This window comes from uncultured Hymenobacter sp. (assembly GCF_964243305.1).
In the GTDB taxonomy this organism is placed as follows: domain Bacteria; phylum Bacteroidota; class Bacteroidia; order Cytophagales; family Hymenobacteraceae; genus Hymenobacter.
Genome location: NZ_CAXTEF010000040.1, coordinates 1 through 16,275 on the forward strand (window position 1 = coordinate 1; position 16,275 = coordinate 16,275).

Genomic DNA, 16,275 nt, shown 5'->3' on the forward strand with positions numbered 1-16,275 from the left:
TCACGTCCGTCGCCGAGAAGAATGCGCTGGTCGGCCGCTTCCCCGGCCAGTACTGGTTCGGCGCCTCGGATGCGGCGGTGGAAGGCGAGTGGCGCTGGCAGAGTGGCCCCGAGGCCGGGCAGCTCTTCTGGCGGGGGGCGGCCACCGGCACGGCCCTGGGCTACGCCAACTGGATACCGAATCAGCCGGATGATTTTAAGAACCAGTACCGCCCCGCCGGCGAGGACTACGGGCAGTTCTACGGGCAGTCGGGCTTGTGGAACGACCTGGACGAGCGCGGCGTGGGCGGGCGCATTGAAGGTTACCTCGTGGAGTACGGGGGGGTAGAGGCGTGCACGCTGGTGCTCTTCGCCACGGGTACGGCCACCATCACGGTGGGCGGCACGGCGGCCCTGAACCGCGGGCTGGTCGCGCCGGCCACCGCGACGGCCGCGATGGCCAAGGCTGGTTTGGAGGCGGCGCCCAACCCCAGCGCCGGGCAGTTCCGCCTGCGGGTGACGGCGGCCCAGCCGGGCCTAGCCCAGGTGGAGCTGTACGACTTGCAGGGGCGCCGGGTCAAGGCCGTGTTTGCCGGTGAGCTGCACGCCAACGAGGTGCGCGAGCTGGCCGTGGACGCCCCGGAGCTGGCGGCGGGCGTGTATGTGGTGCGGCTGCAAAGCGGCCGGCAGGTGCAGCACCTGCGCATCGCCATCCACAAGTAAGCGTCCGGCCCACCAGCGTCGCGCGCTGTTTCCGGCAAGCCCTACCCCCTAATAACCGCCCTAGCCGTCCTGGCTGGGGCGGTTATTTTTTTGGTAAACTCTGTCAGTGAGCGGATAAGCGACCCACACTTCCAGCCGAATTAGAGGGCGGGGGGCGCCGCCGGGGGCGCGGCCACAAGTCCGACTCTGGCGCCAGCGGAAGCTAGCTGGTTGGTCGCTCATGACTCGGGTTGAGCCAGCGAGAGGGGGGTAGGGGCCACGGCGGCCTGACTTGCCAGCGGACGAGAGAAAAAACAGGCCTGGTTAAATATTTTAACTATTATATTTAAAAATAATAATAAATGACCGACTATCTTTGCGCAGCGCCGTAGTAGCTCCAAAGCAATCGGAAAATAATTCCACGCCGGCCCCGGCTGGCATGATTTATTCTAGATTTTTTTCTTCAATAACCACCGGCTGCGCTGGTCAGCCGGGCCTCATTCTTCTCCACCACCCTTTTTATCTCGTATGCTGCCCACTCCTACTCTGCGATTTTCACTGCTGCTACGCCAGGCGGCGCTGCTGCCCCTGCTTTGCCTGAGCCTGCTGACCCAGGCGCAGGTTCGCTATCAGTTTCCGCTCTACGGCTCGCTGAGCTACCAGACCGGCGGGGCCGGCAACCGGGCCGTTACATTTAAGGTTCGCAAGGCCGTCACGGTGGAGAAAAGCCGCCAGCGCGACGCGCTGCCCCGCGTGGGCGACGAGCTGAGCCGCGGGCAGCTTGACTTCGGCGACGGCTCGGCCCCGGCGCCGATTGCGCTGCGGATTACGGCCGTCGATGAAACTGAGCTTACCGGCGAGGCTATCATCACCCACACCTACGCCACGGCCGGCAACTACACGGCCTCGACCACCGACTGCTGCCTGTTGCCCAACCTGCAGAACAATGCTGGCCAGCCGCTCGGCGTGCGCACCGTCGTGGCTGCGGGCTCGGCCAACGGCTCGCCCGTGGCGGCCGTGCCGACCACCACGACGCTCGGTGCCGGCCAGGCGGCGGCCACCTACCAGCTGGCCGCCACCGACCCCGACGGCGACGCCCTGACGTACAGCCTGGCCACGGCCGCCGACCTGGGCCACAGCAGCTTTCAGAACGTGCCGGACCTGAGCGTGAACGCTCGCACGGGTCTGGTGAGCTTCAACACCAGCGGCGTGGCGACGCCGCAGGGCCTGGCCACCTTCAATCCGGTCATTAAAGTGTCGGATGGCAAAACCAGCATTCTGGTCAGCCATTTTCTGCGGGTAGTGCCCGCCGGCCTGGCCGCGCCCACTTTCACCGTGCCCGGCTTCAACGAAGGGCAGGTTCGCGCGGTGACGCCGGGCCAGACTATTGCTTTTACCGTGCAGGCCGCTAACGCTGATGCGGCCGGCGCCGTGACCCTGCGAGCTACCTCCCGGCCCCCGACTTCGGTGCTGACGCCGCCCCTGCCCGCCAGCGGCAACTCGGTGCAAACCACTTTTTCCTGGACGCCGACCGCCGCCGAGGCGGGCACCTACGTGGTGAGCTTTGAGGCAATCAACAGCCAGGGCTTGGTGTCGACTAAAGCCGTCACCATCCGGGTTGCCCTGGCCTGCGAAGACCCCGCGGCCACCCAGCCCGTAGCCAGGGCTGACCAGTTTACGACGCCAGGCACCCCGCTCCAAATCACGGAGGCGCAGCTGCTGGGCAACGACACCGACCCCTCGGGACGCGTGCTGCAAGTGGGCCGGGTCGGCTTTCCAACCAACGGCACAGTCACAACCAATGGGCGCACCTACACCTTCACGCCCGCCCCCGGCTTTATGGGCCAGGCCACCTTCACCTACCAGGTGCTGGCCGGCGGCGGCCCCAACTCCCTGACCGTGGCTTCCGTCACTACGGGCCACTACTACGAGTTCATCACCGCGCCCGGCATCTGCTGGGAAGATGCAAAGCAGCAGGCGGCGCAGCGCAGCTACTACGGCCTGCAGGGCTACCTGGCCACCGTCACTTCGGCCGAGGAAAAGGACGTGCTGGCCGGTCGTTTCACTGGTCAGTATTGGTTTGGCGCCTCGGATGCGGCGGTGGAGGGCGAGTGGCGCTGGCAGACGGGCCCCGAAACCGGGCAGCTTTTCTGGCGCGGAGCCGCCAACGGCACGGCCCAGACCTACGCCCACTGGGCCGACGACCAGCCCGATGATTTCAAGAATCAGTTCCGGCCGGCCGGCGAAGACTTTGGCTGCTTCTACGGCGGTTCGGGCCTGTGGAATGACCTGGACCAGTGCGGCACCAGCGGCCTCATCGACGGCTACGTGGTAGAGTACGGCGGCCTCGAAGAGTGCACCCCGCTGCTCTACGCCACGGGCACGGTCACCATCACGGTGAGCGCGCCGGGCCAGCCGCTGGCGGCCACCCCCGCCGCGGCGGCACCCAAAGCGGTGCTCGAGGCGCTGCCCAACCCCAGCAGCGGGCAGTTCCGGCTGCGAGTGACGGCCGCCACCGCGGGCCCGGCCCAGGTAGATTTGTTTGACTTGCAGGGCCGGCGCGTCAAATCGGTGTTTACGGGCGCGCTGCAAGCAAAGGAAACGCGCGAGCTGGCCGTGGACGCCCCGGAACTGGCCGCAGGCGTGTATGTGGTGCGGCTGCAAAGCGGCCGGCAGGTGCAGCACCTGCGCATCGCCATCCACAAGTAAGCCTAAGCCTAAGCCGCGGGCTTCGCGTTCCGCCAACTCCCTACCCCCCTTCCACGTCCTGACCTTGCCGGTCGGGGCATGGAAGGGGGGTAGGGATTTTTGTTAATGGCCTTAGGGGCTAGCCCGGCTTTCGCGCCGGCCGGCGCTGGTTAGCCGCTTCTATTTCAGGGTTGGGCGGGAGAGGGGGGGTAGGGAGTGCAAGCCAGAGTCAGCCCCGGCGAGGCTGGTAAAACGGAGGCTCGATCGTAGTAAAAAATTAATGTATAACTTTAGGATAGTACCATACGAGTCTCTTACTTTTGCGCTAGTCTAGATTAGGTGCAAAAAAATCAGTGAATCTTCTCAGCAACCGGAATGCGGGCTGGCTGACCGCATTCTATCTGCTATAGTGAGCAAGTCAACTGAACAGCTGGCTGGCTAGTCTGGGCGCTGTTCCTCATTTATTTTCCCATTTTCACCTTTCTCCCATGCCCACTTCTACTTGGCGACTCTCCTTACTGCTGCGCCGGGCGGCGCTGCTCCTACCTCTGCTTTGCCTGAGCTGGCTGGCGCAGGCGCAGATTCGCTACGAATTCCCGCTCTACGGCTCTATCAGCTATCAGACCGGCGGAGCTAATAATCGGGAAGTTCGCTTTAAGGTCACCAGAGGCGTTAGCGTACAGAAAAGCCGTTCCAGGGACGTGCTGCCCGAAGTAGGCGCTATATTTCCCTACGGGCTGCTTGACTTTGGCGACGGCACGGCCCCAGCGGTGATTCCTCTTACTATCACTTATATAACTGAGGCACAGCTACTTGGCGAGGGAATCATCACCCACACCTACGCCGCTGCGGGCAACTTTACCGCCTCTATTACCGTGTGCTGCATGTTGCCTAATCAGGAAAACAATGCTGGACAGCCGCTCAGCGTGCGCACCGTCGTGGCCGCCGGCTCGGCCAATGACTCTCCCATCGCATCGATTGCGTCAGTGGAGCCTAGCACTACCATACTTATAAAAGCTCCTCAGACAACGGCTACGTATCAGGTTAATGCCACCGACCCTGACGGTGACGCCCTGACGTACAGCCTGGCCACGGCGGCCGACGTGGGCGAAAGCGGCTTCACCAACGCGCCAGGCCTGAGCGTGAACCCCAGCACGGGCCTGGTTACCTTCGACAGGACGGGCGTGCTCACGCACGATGGGCTGTCAGTTTTTAACGCCGTCATCAAAGTGTCGGATGGCAAAACCAGTGTCCTGGTGAATCATATACTCCGGGTGGAGGCGGCGCCTGCCTCGACGGAGCCGTTTTTCACCGCCCCCTTATTTGGTAATGGGGTGCTTAGCATAACGCCGGGCCAGAACCTGTCTTTCGTGGTGCGGGCTCTCGACGCCGATGCCGGCGACCGGGTGACCCTGACGCTGCGGGCAGGTTCCGTACCCCCAACGGCGGCACTGACGCCGGACCTGCCAGTGAGTAGCAACCCCGCGCAGAGCACCTTCTCCTGGACTCCTACCGCCGCCGAGGTCGGCTTCTATCAAGTTTACTTCGTAGCGACAGACAGCCGAGGGTTGACTAGAACAAGGTACGTTTTCATTAAGGTTGACCCAGCCTGCGACGCGGCGGCCACCGCGCCGGTGGCCGTGGCCGACCAGCTCAGCACGGCCACGGGCAGCCCGCTCACCTTCACGGCAGCCCAACTGCTGGCCAATGACACCGACCCGCTGGGCCGGGCGCTGCAAGTGGGCCGCGTGGGCACGCCCAGCCGCGGCCGGCTCGTGCCCAACGCCGACGGCAGCTACACCTACACGCCCGACGCTGGCTTCGTGGGCCAAGTCAGCCTGTCCTACCAGCTGCAGCTGGCTGGCCCGGTGCTGGCCTCGGCGGCCACGGGCCACTACTACGAGTTCGTGAGCGCGCCCGGCATCAGCTGGATTGATGCCCGCACCGCCGCCGCCGCCCGCACCTACCAGGGCCTGCAGGGCTACCTGGCCACCGTCACGTCCGTCGCTGAGAAGGACGCCTTGGTGGGTCGTGCGCCCGGCCAGTACTGGTTCGGGGCCTCGGATGCGGCAGTAGAAGGCGAGTGGCGCTGGCAGAGTGGCCCCGAGGCTGGGCAGCTCTTCTGGCGCGGGGCGGCCACTGGCACGGCCCTGGGCTACGCCAACTGGATTCCGAACCAGCCGGATGATTTCAAGAACCTGTTCCGCCGCGGCGGGGAGGACTACGGCCAGCTCTACGGGCAGTCGGGGCTGTGGAACGACCTGGACGAGCGCGGGGCGGGGGGGCGGCTGGCGGGCTACGTGGTGGAGTACGGCGGGCTGGAGGCGTGCACCCCCGTGCTCTTTGCCACCGGCACGGCCACCATCACGGTGGGGGGCCCGGCAGCGGCAGCGGCGACCCTGAACCGGGGCGGGCTGACGGCGCCGGCCACCACGGCCGCGCCGGCCAAGGCTGGTTTGGAAGCGGCGCCCAACCCCAGCGCCGGGCAATTTCGCCTGCGGGTGAGGGCGGCCACGCAGGGCGCGGCCCAGGTGGAGGTGTATGACTTGCAGGGGCGCCGGGTCAAGGCCGTGTTTGCCGGTGAGCTGCGGGCTGGGGAGGTGCGCGAGCTGGCCGTGGACGCCCCGGAGCTGGCGGCGGGCGTGTATGTGGTGCGGCTGCAAAGCGGCCGGCAGGTGCAGCACCTGCGCATCGCCATCCACAAGTAAGCGGTTTCCTTAGCTCGATTCCAGATTCCCTACCCCCCTTTGGTCTCCTTAACCGGGACAAGGGGGGTAGGGAATCTGGCGTGAATGCCCCCGGCGTTTTCAGCAAGCAAGTCGGGAAGCAGACCACGGCCGGCGCCGGGCGGCGCTCAGGCCAGGTGCCTGATGACCTTGGCCGGGATGCCCACCGCCAGGCTGAACGGGGGCACGTCTTTGGTGACGACGCTGCCGGCGCCAACAATTGAGTTGGCCCCGATTTTTACGCCCGGCAAGAGCACGGCGCTGGTGCCCAGCACGCAGTTTTCGCCCAGCTCGACGTGGCCCGAGAGGTGAGAGCCGGGGCCCAGCTCGCAATAATCTTCAATCACGCAGTCGTGACCGACCACGCAGGCCACGTTGGCCAGCACGCCTTCGCCGAAGCGGATGTCAGCCGTGAGCACGACGTTGGTTACCACGTTGCAGCCGGGGCCGAACTCAACGCCGAACCGCCCGATGGTGGCCTTGGGCGAGAACGTAGACGTCAACTCGCCGCCCAGCTCTCGCAGGCGGGCCGCCATTTGCCGGCGCAGAGCCGGATGGCCCGTGCCCAGCACAAACGCCGGGTCTTGGGCCAGCCACCGCCGGGTATCCTCGGGCGTGCGCAAGATTGGAAACTGCCCGTAGAGCAGCGGCGGCAAGTCGGTTGATACGTCGTCGTAGAAGGCTAGCGGCGGCAGTGGGCCGGCCTGGCTAAGGATTTCCAGCACTTCTTTGGCGAAGCCTTTGGCACCGGCGATGAGCATAATAGAGGGGAGTTGGGGCGAGAGGAGGGGGGTAGGGCTAGAGGCTATTCAAGTCCACCAAGTGGGCCGTGAACTGCTGCTCCCGCCACTCTACTTCGCCCGCGTCGAGCCAGCTGCCTTGCAGCTGCTGCCTTAGAAAATCGGGCTCCCAACCGGTAGCTTCGGCAATTTTCTTGACTTTCACCTTGAAGCGGCAGCTGTCCAGGTTCACCTGGTTCTTGGTGGCCCAGAAGGCCGTGAAGTTGCGGATGCCCTTTTCCAGCCGCGGCTGGTTTATCTGCTTCGACACCACCAAGTGAGTCCACTTCAGCCAGATGGGCCCCCAGAGGTAGGCGCCGGGCAGGCCGCTGGGCCGGGTCATGGGCAGAAACTGCTCGGCGCCATCGGCGCCGGTGTAGGTGACGGCCACCAGGTGGGTGTAGCCAGCAAAGTGCTCGTCGAGCACGATGGGGTGGGTGGTGATGCCTAAAAAGTTGCGCGCCGGCCCCTCCACTACCCCCCAGCCGCGGGCCAGGCCCCGCCCAACCAGCGTAGTGTCCAGCCCGGACTTGCGCCGCAGCAGCTGCGCAAAAGACGTGTTGTACGACACCACGCCTTGCAGCAAGGTCAGCCCCACCAAGCCCAGCCCTGCTCCGGCCTGCTTAAAGTCGCGCCGGCTGAAGCCGCGCAGCAGCTGCACCTGGGCATCCGGCGCCGGCGGCGCGGGCAGGCCGTAGCCGTCGGCAGGCTCTCCCGCGCGGTGGCCGGCCACGAAGCCGTACACTGCCCGGCCCAGCCGCGCGAGGCCCGGCAGCCGCAGCAGCCAGGCCAGCGGCCGCAGATACCCGGTGGCGTGCAGCACCTGCACGCAGGTGTCGAAGCCCCAGTACACCCGGCCGCGCCGGTCCACGCTGGGCGCGTGAGTGAGCAGGGCTTCCGCCGGGATGCCTTGCAGCGCCGGCTCCCGGCCGGCCGCGGCCTGCGCGCTCTCAAAGTGCACGGCCCGGCGCCAGTCTAAGTGCTCGACAACCAGCCGGGTGCGGGCGTCGAACGGGCACTCGGCATCGTAATACAGCGTCAGGTGGGGCTGCGCCAGGGGGCGCAGCAGCCGGCCCCACCAGTTCGCGGGCACTATAAGCAGGTAGAGGCTGAGGAAGCCGAGCGAGAACAGCGGCACCGGCAGCGTGAAGAGGATGCCCAGGTGCAGCCCGACGCCAATAAGCAGAACCCAGGGCCGGAGGCGGCGAAACGGCAGCAGCAGCAGAAAGAAAAGCTCGAAGGCCAGCGTGACGTAACCCAGAAACCGGACCAGCCATTCCTGATTGAGAATCGGGGTGCTGTCAATGATGGTTTCGTAGGGCAGCGACAGTGGCGTCCACATGCCCAGGCCCGCCAGCCACAGCGGCGAGGTGAGCTTATAAAGGGCCGAATCGAAGTAGACAAAGCCGATGCCGACCACCACCGGCACGTAGTAGGCCAGTTGGCTGACCGTGGCGCGCGGCTCATACCGAAACGAGGGGGTAGAGTAGCGCAGCCGCTGCCGCAGGCGGTCGAGGGAGAGGCGGCGGCTGATGGGCAAAAACAGAAACAGCAGGCCCATGCCGATATACACCGGCGTCATCATGTAGCCGTAGCTTTTCAGCGAAGCAAAGATGACCAGCAGAAAGGCGTAGTTGGCCAGCGCCGCCAGCCGCGTAAACAGCCCCAGCATGAGCAGCACCAGCACCGCCTGCCAGAGCAGCAGCGGCACCGTCGAGCCTATTTCGGCCACCTCCACGAATGGAATGATGTCGAAGACCAAGTGGCGGAAGTAGAACAGGTGCAGGACTTCGGCCAGCAGCACCCCGCTGAAGGCAATGCGGAACACGGCCAGGCCCAGCCCGTCTACCTGCTTGTCGTATACCTGCTGAAACTTACTGAATAGCTGGAACCGCTGCCGGGGCAGGGTAAGGGTAGGCCTCATTGCGTAAGCAAAAAATAGTCGTTTATCAATAAATAATAGGATTGCAAATTTCCTGCCCGAATAACGGCAGTTTTTAGTTAAAAAACAGCATAAGCCTATTTAAGCGAACTCTATAAGCCGCCGATTCGAGGAGTAGTACAGGCTTACCAGCCGGCGGCAGCCGGCCCGGCAAAGGCTCAGGGCCCCGTCGGCAAGGCGGCGGGCCGGCGCCGCAGCAGGCCGCGGGCCAGCCGCAAACCGGCGCCCAGCAGCCCTTGCAGGCCGGGGCGGCCGAAATTGGGGCCCAGCCGCAGGGCCTGACCCAGAAAGCGGGCGGCCTCGGCGGGGTAGCCGCTGTTGGCATACACGTTGGCCGTGGTCAGGTAGAGCGCGTGCAGGTGGCGGCGCAGCGCCTCGCGGTGGGGGCTGCGGCGGTAGTGCCGCCAGAGCTGCTCGTACATCTGCAGAAAGCTCCGGATGTTGAGGTGGCGCGGCGTGCCCGACCAAATACCCCCCGGATGAATGCGGTAAACGCCCATCACGTCGGGCAGGAGCTTGGCCTTGCCCTGCTCAGCGTAGAGCACGGTGAGCGGAAAATCAATGGGCCGGACCGTGAACAGCCATTCGGGCCAAGTGGACAGCACGTTGCGCAGTACCGTGCTGCCGGTGCTGACGATGGTATAGATGGGAGTCAGAAAGTCCTCGAACGTGTACTCGTCCTTGGTAAAGACGCGGGCCGGCGCCAGGGGCCCTGGGTTGTCCCCGTGGAGGTCGGCCACGGGATGGAAGCAGATGCTGAAATCGGGGTGCTCGTCGAGCCAGGCCACCTGCTTGCGCAGCTTGTGCGGGTCGGTCCAATAGTCGTCGCCTTCGAGCAGGGCAATGTACTCGCCCCGGCAGGCTGCCAGGCAGGCCCGGAAGTTGGGGCCCAGCCCCACGTTGCGGGACTGGTAAATAGGCCGGACGATGGTGGGGTGGCGCCGCTCATACTCCTGCACGATGCGCCGGGTGTCGTCGGGCGAGCAGTCTTCGCCCACAATCACCTCATAAGCAAAATCGGTTTCCTGCATCAGCACGCTGTCCAGCGCCTGCCGCAGAAAAGGCTCGTGCCGGTAAGCCAGCACCACGACGCTCAGTTTGGGAAGTTGCAGGGCCATAGCGCGGCGCGGGCGGGGTTAGGCAGGAACGGCGTGGGCCAGGGCCAGGCGCACCAGGCCGGCAATGCGGCCGACCTGCTCGGCGGCCAGTTCGGGGTAGAAGGGCAGGCACAGCACCCGCCCGGCCACTTCCTCCGACACGGGGCAGCGGCGGCTGTCGGCGGTCCCGCTCAGGTAGGGCAGCTCGTTGAGGGAGGGGAAGAAGTAGCGGCGGGTGTCGATGCCGTGCTCGCTGAGCAGGGCCTTGGTGCGCAGCAGCTGCGCCGCCGCCTCGAACACGACTGGGAAGTAGGCGTAGTTGTAGTCCGTGTCGGGCGGGCAGACGGGGTAGCGCAGGGGCAGGCCAGCCAGCTCCTGCCGGTAGTGGCCATAGAGCGCGGCCCGCGCCGCGATGAAGCTCGCCACCCGCGGCAGCAAACACAGGCCCATAGCCGCGTGCAGCTCGGAGTTTTTGCCGTTGATGCCTAGGGCAAAGTGCTCGTCGCCGACGTGCCCGAACGACTTGAGCAGGTTGATTTTTTTCGACAACGCCTCGTCGTTAATAACGATGGCGCCGCCCTCGCCGGTGTGGAACAGCTTGGTGGCGTGAAAGCTGCACGTGGCCACGTCGCCGTAGCTGAGCAGCGAGCGGCCCGCCACCCGCGTGCCGAAGGCGTGGGCGCCGTCGTAGATAACCTTGAGCCCGTGGCGCCGGGCGACAACCTCAATCTGCACTACGTCGCAGGGGTAGCCATAGACGTGCGTAGCCAGGATGGCCGAGGTGCGCGGCGTAATGGCGGCCTCAATCTTATCGGCATCAAGGCAGAAAGCGCCTTGCTCGACATCCACAAACACCGGGGTGCAGCTTTCCCAGAGGATGGCCGAAGTCGTGGCGACGTAGGAAAAAGGGGTGGTAATGATTTCGCCGCGCAGCTCCAGGGCCCGGATGGCCAGCTGCAGGGCAATGGTGCCGTTGGAGGTGAAGTGCAGGTAGGGCACGTCGAGGTAGACGCGCAAGCGGGCTTCCAGCTCCAGCAGCAGCGGGCCGTTGTTGGTGAGGCGGGCGCGCTCCCAGATGCCGCTCAGGTAACTCACGTACTCCGCCAGCGGCGGCAAAAAAGATTTAGTAACCGTTATCAAGGGGCCGGCTGTAATTGGACTGGCTGTCATCAAAAATCAGGGCTTCTACGGCAAATCAGACAGAACAGCTACCTCAGCCGACTGCTGCTCCCGCCCCTCGGCATCCCTACCCCTGCTTTGAGCTGATAAGGCGAAGTTTAGCTGCCCGCTGGCTAAATCCAGCAGCCTGGCCGCCGGGCTTCGGCGCGACCTTGCTTGATGACTACTTGATGACTACTTGGTGAGCAGCAGCTTGTGGGTGAGCACCTGCTGGCCCGTGACGAGGCGCAGCACGTAGATGCCCTGGCTCAGGCCCTGGCCGTCGAGGCTGACCTGCTGCACCGCACCGGCCGCGCCCTGGCCACTGAAGAGCTGGCGCACGAGCTGCCCGCGCACGTCGTAGACGCTGAGCGTAGCCGGCCCGGCCGCCGCGAGGCGGAACTGCACCGTGGCCTGCTGGCTAAACGGGTTGGGGAAGGCCGTCAGCTCGGTGGTGGTGGCTAGCTCCTCGGTGGCACTCAGAGCCGGCTTCGAGGCTACCAGGGAGCTGGTCGTGGTCGGGGCAGCTACCAGCGTCGAGGTCGTCGTCGTGGCGGCGGGGGCGAGGCGGCTGCCGGCAACGGGGCCTTCGAAGGTGCCGCTGGGCAGGCGCATGGCCACCGAGACGTAGCCCGGTCCCCAGCCCTGCTTGTGCCGGGCCTCGATGTAGTAGCGCTGGCCCTGCACCAAGTTGATGGCCACCGACTTCTGGCTGGGATAGCGGTTGTAGTCGCGGGCCGAGGAGGTCCAGCCCGTGCAGCTGGCAATGCGCACCTTGCTGGCCGGGTTGTCGGTGGTGCTCAGCCACAGCTCGCTCTGGTCGTCGCCGGCGATATAGAAGGTGTAGGCGCCGCTCTGGGGCGGGCAGAAGTAGCCGCGCAGCCGGGCGCCGTAGTTGGCGAACTCCGGGGTGGTCTGCTCGCTGGTAACCGACTCAAACTGGCTGATGGTCGTGGTGCTGTGGGGCGCGGCGCCGAACGGGATGCTGCTCACGTAGCTGCCATCCACGTTGTTCCACTGCTCGCGCAGCAGCTTGCCGGTGGCCGAGCAGCTACCGGTAGTGGTAGTGGTAGTGGTAGTCGGGGTCGTCGGAGTCGTCGTGATGGGGGCCGCTACCACCGTGGTGGTCGGGCCCGTGAAAAACGAGGGCGAGCCGCTTAGCGTAAGGCCCTGGGTTGACTGCGTGGCCTTGCTGCCCGACGACGAGTAGTTCCACTCGTAGCGCTGTACGTTGCTCAGGCCCAGGGTGGAGGGGAAGCTGTAGCTGGCCGAGGCGTACTCCGACTGGTCCACTAAAGCCTTGGCCCAGAGCACGTACACGTAGGTGCCCTCCTTACTGAAGGCCGCCCCATCGACATTAGCGGGCAGGGCCAGCGCGGCGGTGCGGCCGGCGTCGTACTTATAGCCGTAGAGCAGCTGCGAAGTCGTCTTGAAGGCCTGGCCCAACTGCGTCTGTCTGGTCGAAGTGAGCGTGGCGCGGTTCAGGTTTTCGTAGAGGCCCATCAGGCCCAGCTCCATGCCGCCCGACACGGCCGTGCCCACGGCCGGGGCGTCCACGTTCTCGCCAATGGCGAAGTAGTAGTACTGCCGGATGGCGTTCTTCTGCGTCAGCACCAGCGACTTGATGCCGTAGTTGCGCTGGGCCTCATCGGAGCCGATGCGGCCGTCGGAGCTGCGGCGGCTGATATTCGACTCCGTGAGGGTGAAGAGCTTGGCCGGGTGCAGCGTGCCGTTGTAGCCGTACTTGGCCAGCACGGCGGCCATCGCATTCTTGTCTTCTATCAGCTTGGCCGCCGCGTGGTCGGAGGTGCGGCGGTGGCGCAGGGCGCCGGCCGCGCCGTCCCAGTAGTGCAGCGCGTAGGCGGGGTAGGTGTGGTAGCTCAGCACATCAAAGTAGGCGCCGCCGGTGCGGGGGTAGGCGGCCGTCTTGGCGCCGCCGTTGGGGTTGTCGGTGTAGCGCAGCAGCGCGTCTACGTACTGCGGGTAGCCCAGTCCGCCGGTGGTCACGTAGGCGTCGGGGCGGTACTTCTTCACCACCTCGTAGGTGATGCGCAGCATCCGCACGTAGTGGTAAAACGGGGCCCGGGTGTTCACCTGCTCGGCGGGGGTAGGGGCGCGGGTCAGCCAGGCGTTCTTGTCGTAGATATACGAGAAGTCGGGCTCATTCACCACTTCCCAGAAGCGCACCTGGTTGCCGTAGGTTTGCAGCAGCTTGTAGACGTAGTTGGCGTAGTAGTTATTGGAGTTGACCGTGCCATCCGAATTCCAGATAGGGTCATAAAGCCGGGCGAACAATTTCGACTCCTGCGTTTGGCCGGGATAAATCGTTTTGTCGCGGTGAGCTTCCGAGGGCTTTTCGATAAAGCAGGTAATTTCCTTCATGCCGAACTCGTTCACGTAGCGGCTGAATGTGGTAGCCCGCACGCCGTAGCCGTAGCCTTCCACAAACCACTCTGGCAGCGTCGGCCGCACCGAATGCACCCCGGTTTTCTGGCCCGCCGCCGCCAGGTTGTCGTCGGTCCAGTACGAGCCGTAGTAGCCGATATTGGAGCCGTACTGGAAGGGTTCGTTGTAAGGGCGCATCGACTCGTCGGCGGTCTGACCCATAGCGGCGGCAGAGCTGAACAAGGCCAGCCAGAGCAATAACGGACGCAGAAGTTTTTCGTGAAAATGTACCATTTTTTAGGAGGTTAAGGGGTTGGTGGTGAAGAGTGTTTTGGAGCCGGCAAAAGATAAAAGAGTGAGTGTTTTTATTATTTATTTGAGGCATGTACAATTGGAATGTCAAAACTAAGGCTCAGAATTTTCCTGGCCAATAAAAAATTTTGGCCTTTTCTAAAAATTCAATTCTTGAAAAAGTTAAACAGTTAAATAGTGATTAGCAAATACATGGACCGATTTGCCGGCTTGAAACTGCCGGCCGCGGCTCGTCTTTTTCGGGGTTAGCGGCTAGCTCAGGCGTAATTTTCGCCGCTCGAGCCGGCGCGACGCGGGCCGCTTCCCGGCGCCCCCGAAAGCGGCCTGCGCCGGGCCCTGGATAAGTGAAATCCTTACCTTGCTGCCATGAAAAAAATATTTGTCGCCGGCCTGCTGCTGCTCGTCAGCCGGTGCTCATCGCCGGTGGCCCAGCCGGGGCCGGGCGGCGTGGGCGGGCCCCTACCCCCCTACAAGAGCGGGATGCTGCCCCTCGACCCGGCCACGATGATGTACCAGCAGAACAATGTGAGCCAGCCGCCCACCGACCTTTTCCAGCCCCGCATCCCGAAACCGGCCGCCAACTTTAATCCCGGCTACGGCCTGCTGCTGGCCGAGCACACCATCATCATTGACCTGCCGCCGCAGTGGGAGGCCAAAAACCTGACCCTGCACCTGCTCGACGGGCCGGGCGAGTTCGAGGAGGGCCAGCGCTACTACGCCGTGGCCCGCGGCGGCGGCGGCCTCGAAAAGCTGGTTTATACCTTCACCGGGAGCCGCTATAATGAGGAAGTTACCGTCGCGCTGCCCCGCGAAACCGTGTATGAGCGGCTCGTGCTGCGCGGGCCCGCGCAGGCCCAGCCCGCCCGCCTCAGCATCAGCGGCGACTACCGGCCCTACCCCCCCCCCCGGCCCTCAGCCCGGCCGCGGGCGCCGCTGGCGGCCTACACCGGCACCAACGTCTTTCCCTGGAACCTGAACCGGCCCGACGGCCACGCCCCCAGCGAGCCCCGCTTTGCCGCCGTGACCCAGGCCTACGGTGGCCTGCTGCGCGTCTATCTGGAGCTGGAAAAGCTGGTGCCCGTGGCCGGGCAGCACCAGTTCAAGTACTGGAACCTCGATGAACTGGCCCGCCAGGCCCACGAGCGCGGGCCGGGCCTGCTGCTAACCATTGTGCACTCGACCAGGGCCGAGCTGGAAACCTGGCCCCAGGGCAACTACCAGGGCCGGCCTACCCTCGACATGGACGCCCCGCCCCGCGCTCACGACGCCGACCCCCTGCGCGAAGCTTCCTACCAGGCCACCGGCGAGGCCGGCTACCAGCTCGCCGCCCGCTACGGCGCCAACGCCAACATCCCGGACGCGAATCTGAAGTGCTACACCGTGCCCGAATACCCCGGCGCGCCCGTGGCCGGGCCCCGCAAAGGCCTGGGCTACGTGCGCTACTATGAAACTCACAACGAGCTGGACAAGGACTGGAAGGGCCGCGACCACTACATGGACGGCTGGCAAATGGGCATCTACCAGTCGGTGCTCTACGACGGCGCCCAGGGTCGCCTCGGGCCGACTTGCGGCATCAAAACCGCCGACCCCACGGCCGTGGTGCTCAACCCCGGCCTGGCCAAGGCCACGCCCGACGCCTTTCGGGGCATGATTGACTGCTGGAAGAAAACCCGCGGCTACCGCCCCGACGGCTCGCTCGACATTCCGCTCGACCAGTGGAACTACCACCACTACTCCACCAACGGTGGCGTCGCCCAGCACACCGGCGCCCAAACCCGTGGCGTGGCGCCCGAAACTGTTGACATGCGGGCCACGGCCCGCCGCATGGCCGACTTTGCCGCCCACTACGGCGGCGGCAAGCCCGTGGTGCTGACCGAAACCGGCTACGACGTGCAGCCCAAGTCGCCGCTGGCCGCCCTGCGCGAGGCCGACCTGCAGGCCTACCCCAATCGCGAGCAAGTGCCGGCGGCCCGCGTGCAGCTCACCCAGGCCGTCTGGAGCCTGCGCCTGCTGCTGGAAGTGGCCGCTGGCGGCGTCGATGGCATTGCCTGGTATCAGGCCTACGACGACAACGGCTCGGTGCCCTACATCTACCAGTCGAGCGGGCAGCTCAACAACGACAACTCGCGGCGGCCGGTGACTGACTTTCTGGTGCAGGCGCGGGCGCTGATGGGCCAGTACTCGTTTCGGGAGCGGCTGAGCGAGAACCCGCGGGTGGACATCTGGCAGGCCGGTGCCCGCGGCCCGCGCCTGGCCGTGCTCTGGCTGCCGGTCGAAGACGACCGCCGCAGCACCTATTCCCTACCCCCCTCGCTGCGCCCGGCCGCGGCCGGCACCTACTACGTGCCCACCGTGGGCGCCGCCACCATGAGTGCCCGCCCGCTCTTTGGCCCGGCCGGCGGGCGTCGGCAGGTGCCGCTGAGCGAGCGGCCGGTATTCGTGCCGCTGGCCGCCGCTCCCTGAATATTTCAATAGTCCGTTTGGTTTTTAAGTTGCCCGCCGGCCCGG

General features: G+C 65.2%; 9 protein-coding genes. 4 read left to right on the plus strand and 5 right to left on the minus strand.

The genetic code is table 11. From position 1 onward, the window contains the following. The 3 genes from ACFE70_RS17375 to ACFE70_RS17385 form a co-directional block, all read left to right on the plus strand. Nucleotides 1-701: T9SS type A sorting domain-containing protein (locus tag ACFE70_RS17375; RefSeq protein WP_375419050.1), on the plus strand; the 701-nt coding region annotated here is incomplete at its 5' end. A 507-nt stretch (nucleotides 702-1,208) separates the two neighbouring features. Further along, complete coding sequence (locus ACFE70_RS17380; RefSeq protein ID WP_375419051.1) at nucleotides 1,209-3,389, plus strand: Ig-like domain-containing protein; 2,181 nt, start codon at nucleotides 1,209-1,211, stop codon at nucleotides 3,387-3,389. Nucleotides 3,390-3,856: 467 nt separating this feature from the next. Then, entirely contained in the window at nucleotides 3,857-6,076 is a 2,220-nt protein-coding gene (locus ACFE70_RS17385; protein ID WP_375419052.1) for an Ig-like domain-containing protein, read from the plus strand. Nucleotides 6,077-6,222: 146 nt separating this feature from the next. Here ACFE70_RS17385 and ACFE70_RS17390 read toward each other — a convergent pair whose 3' ends face one another. The 5 genes from ACFE70_RS17390 to ACFE70_RS17410 all read right to left on the minus strand — a co-directional run bounded on the left by ACFE70_RS17390 (nucleotide 6,223) and on the right by ACFE70_RS17410 (nucleotide 13,677). Then, complete coding sequence (locus ACFE70_RS17390) at nucleotides 6,223-6,855, minus strand: acetyltransferase (protein ID WP_375419053.1); 633 nt, start codon at nucleotides 6,853-6,855, stop codon at nucleotides 6,223-6,225. A gap of 37 nt (nucleotides 6,856-6,892) precedes the next feature. Beyond that, on the minus strand, nucleotides 6,893-8,797 hold the full coding sequence (locus tag ACFE70_RS17395) for a DCC1-like thiol-disulfide oxidoreductase family protein (RefSeq protein ID WP_375419054.1): 1,905 nt from the start codon (nucleotides 8,795-8,797) through the stop codon (nucleotides 6,893-6,895). 176 nt (nucleotides 8,798-8,973) lie between these two features. Continuing rightward, a complete protein-coding gene (locus ACFE70_RS17400; RefSeq protein WP_375419055.1) occupies nucleotides 8,974-9,933 on the minus strand; it encodes a glycosyltransferase family 2 protein in 960 nt (319 codons plus the stop codon). Between the two features lie 18 nt (nucleotides 9,934-9,951). After that, on the minus strand, nucleotides 9,952-11,028 hold the full coding sequence (locus tag ACFE70_RS17405) for a DegT/DnrJ/EryC1/StrS family aminotransferase (protein ID WP_375419056.1): 1,077 nt from the start codon (nucleotides 11,026-11,028) through the stop codon (nucleotides 9,952-9,954). A gap of 237 nt (nucleotides 11,029-11,265) precedes the next feature. Next, nucleotides 11,266-13,677, minus strand: a complete 2,412-nt coding sequence (locus tag ACFE70_RS17410) for a T9SS type A sorting domain-containing protein (RefSeq protein WP_375419057.1) — start codon at nucleotides 13,675-13,677, stop codon at nucleotides 11,266-11,268. Between the two features lie 456 nt (nucleotides 13,678-14,133). Between ACFE70_RS17410 and ACFE70_RS17415 the strand changes: the two genes are divergently transcribed. Then, nucleotides 14,134-16,230 carry a hypothetical protein gene (locus tag ACFE70_RS17415; protein WP_375419058.1) on the plus strand — a complete coding sequence of 699 codons (2,097 nt, stop codon included), beginning with the start codon at nucleotides 14,134-14,136 and terminating at the stop codon, nucleotides 16,228-16,230. Nucleotides 16,231-16,275: the final 45 nt, after the last annotated feature.

What these genes read in the sequence shown, in the direction of transcription:
- ACFE70_RS17380 (WP_375419051.1), top strand. Translation starts at nt 1,209, where the DNA reads ATGCTGCCCACTCCTACTCTGCGATTTTCACTGCTGCTACGCCAGGCG.
- ACFE70_RS17415 (WP_375419058.1), top strand. Translation starts at nt 14,134, where the DNA reads ATGAAAAAAATATTTGTCGCCGGCCTGCTGCTGCTCGTCAGCCGGTGC.
- ACFE70_RS17390 (WP_375419053.1), bottom strand. Translation starts at nt 6,855, where the DNA reads ATGCTCATCGCCGGTGCCAAAGGCTTCGCCAAAGAAGTGCTGGAAATC.
- ACFE70_RS17395 (WP_375419054.1), bottom strand. Translation starts at nt 8,797, where the DNA reads ATGAGGCCTACCCTTACCCTGCCCCGGCAGCGGTTCCAGCTATTCAGT.
- ACFE70_RS17410 (WP_375419057.1), bottom strand. Translation starts at nt 13,677, where the DNA reads ATGGGTCAGACCGCCGACGAGTCGATGCGCCCTTACAACGAACCCTTC.
- ACFE70_RS17385 (WP_375419052.1), top strand. Translation starts at nt 3,857, where the DNA reads ATGCCCACTTCTACTTGGCGACTCTCCTTACTGCTGCGCCGGGCGGCG.
- ACFE70_RS17400 (WP_375419055.1), bottom strand. Translation starts at nt 9,933, where the DNA reads ATGGCCCTGCAACTTCCCAAACTGAGCGTCGTGGTGCTGGCTTACCGG.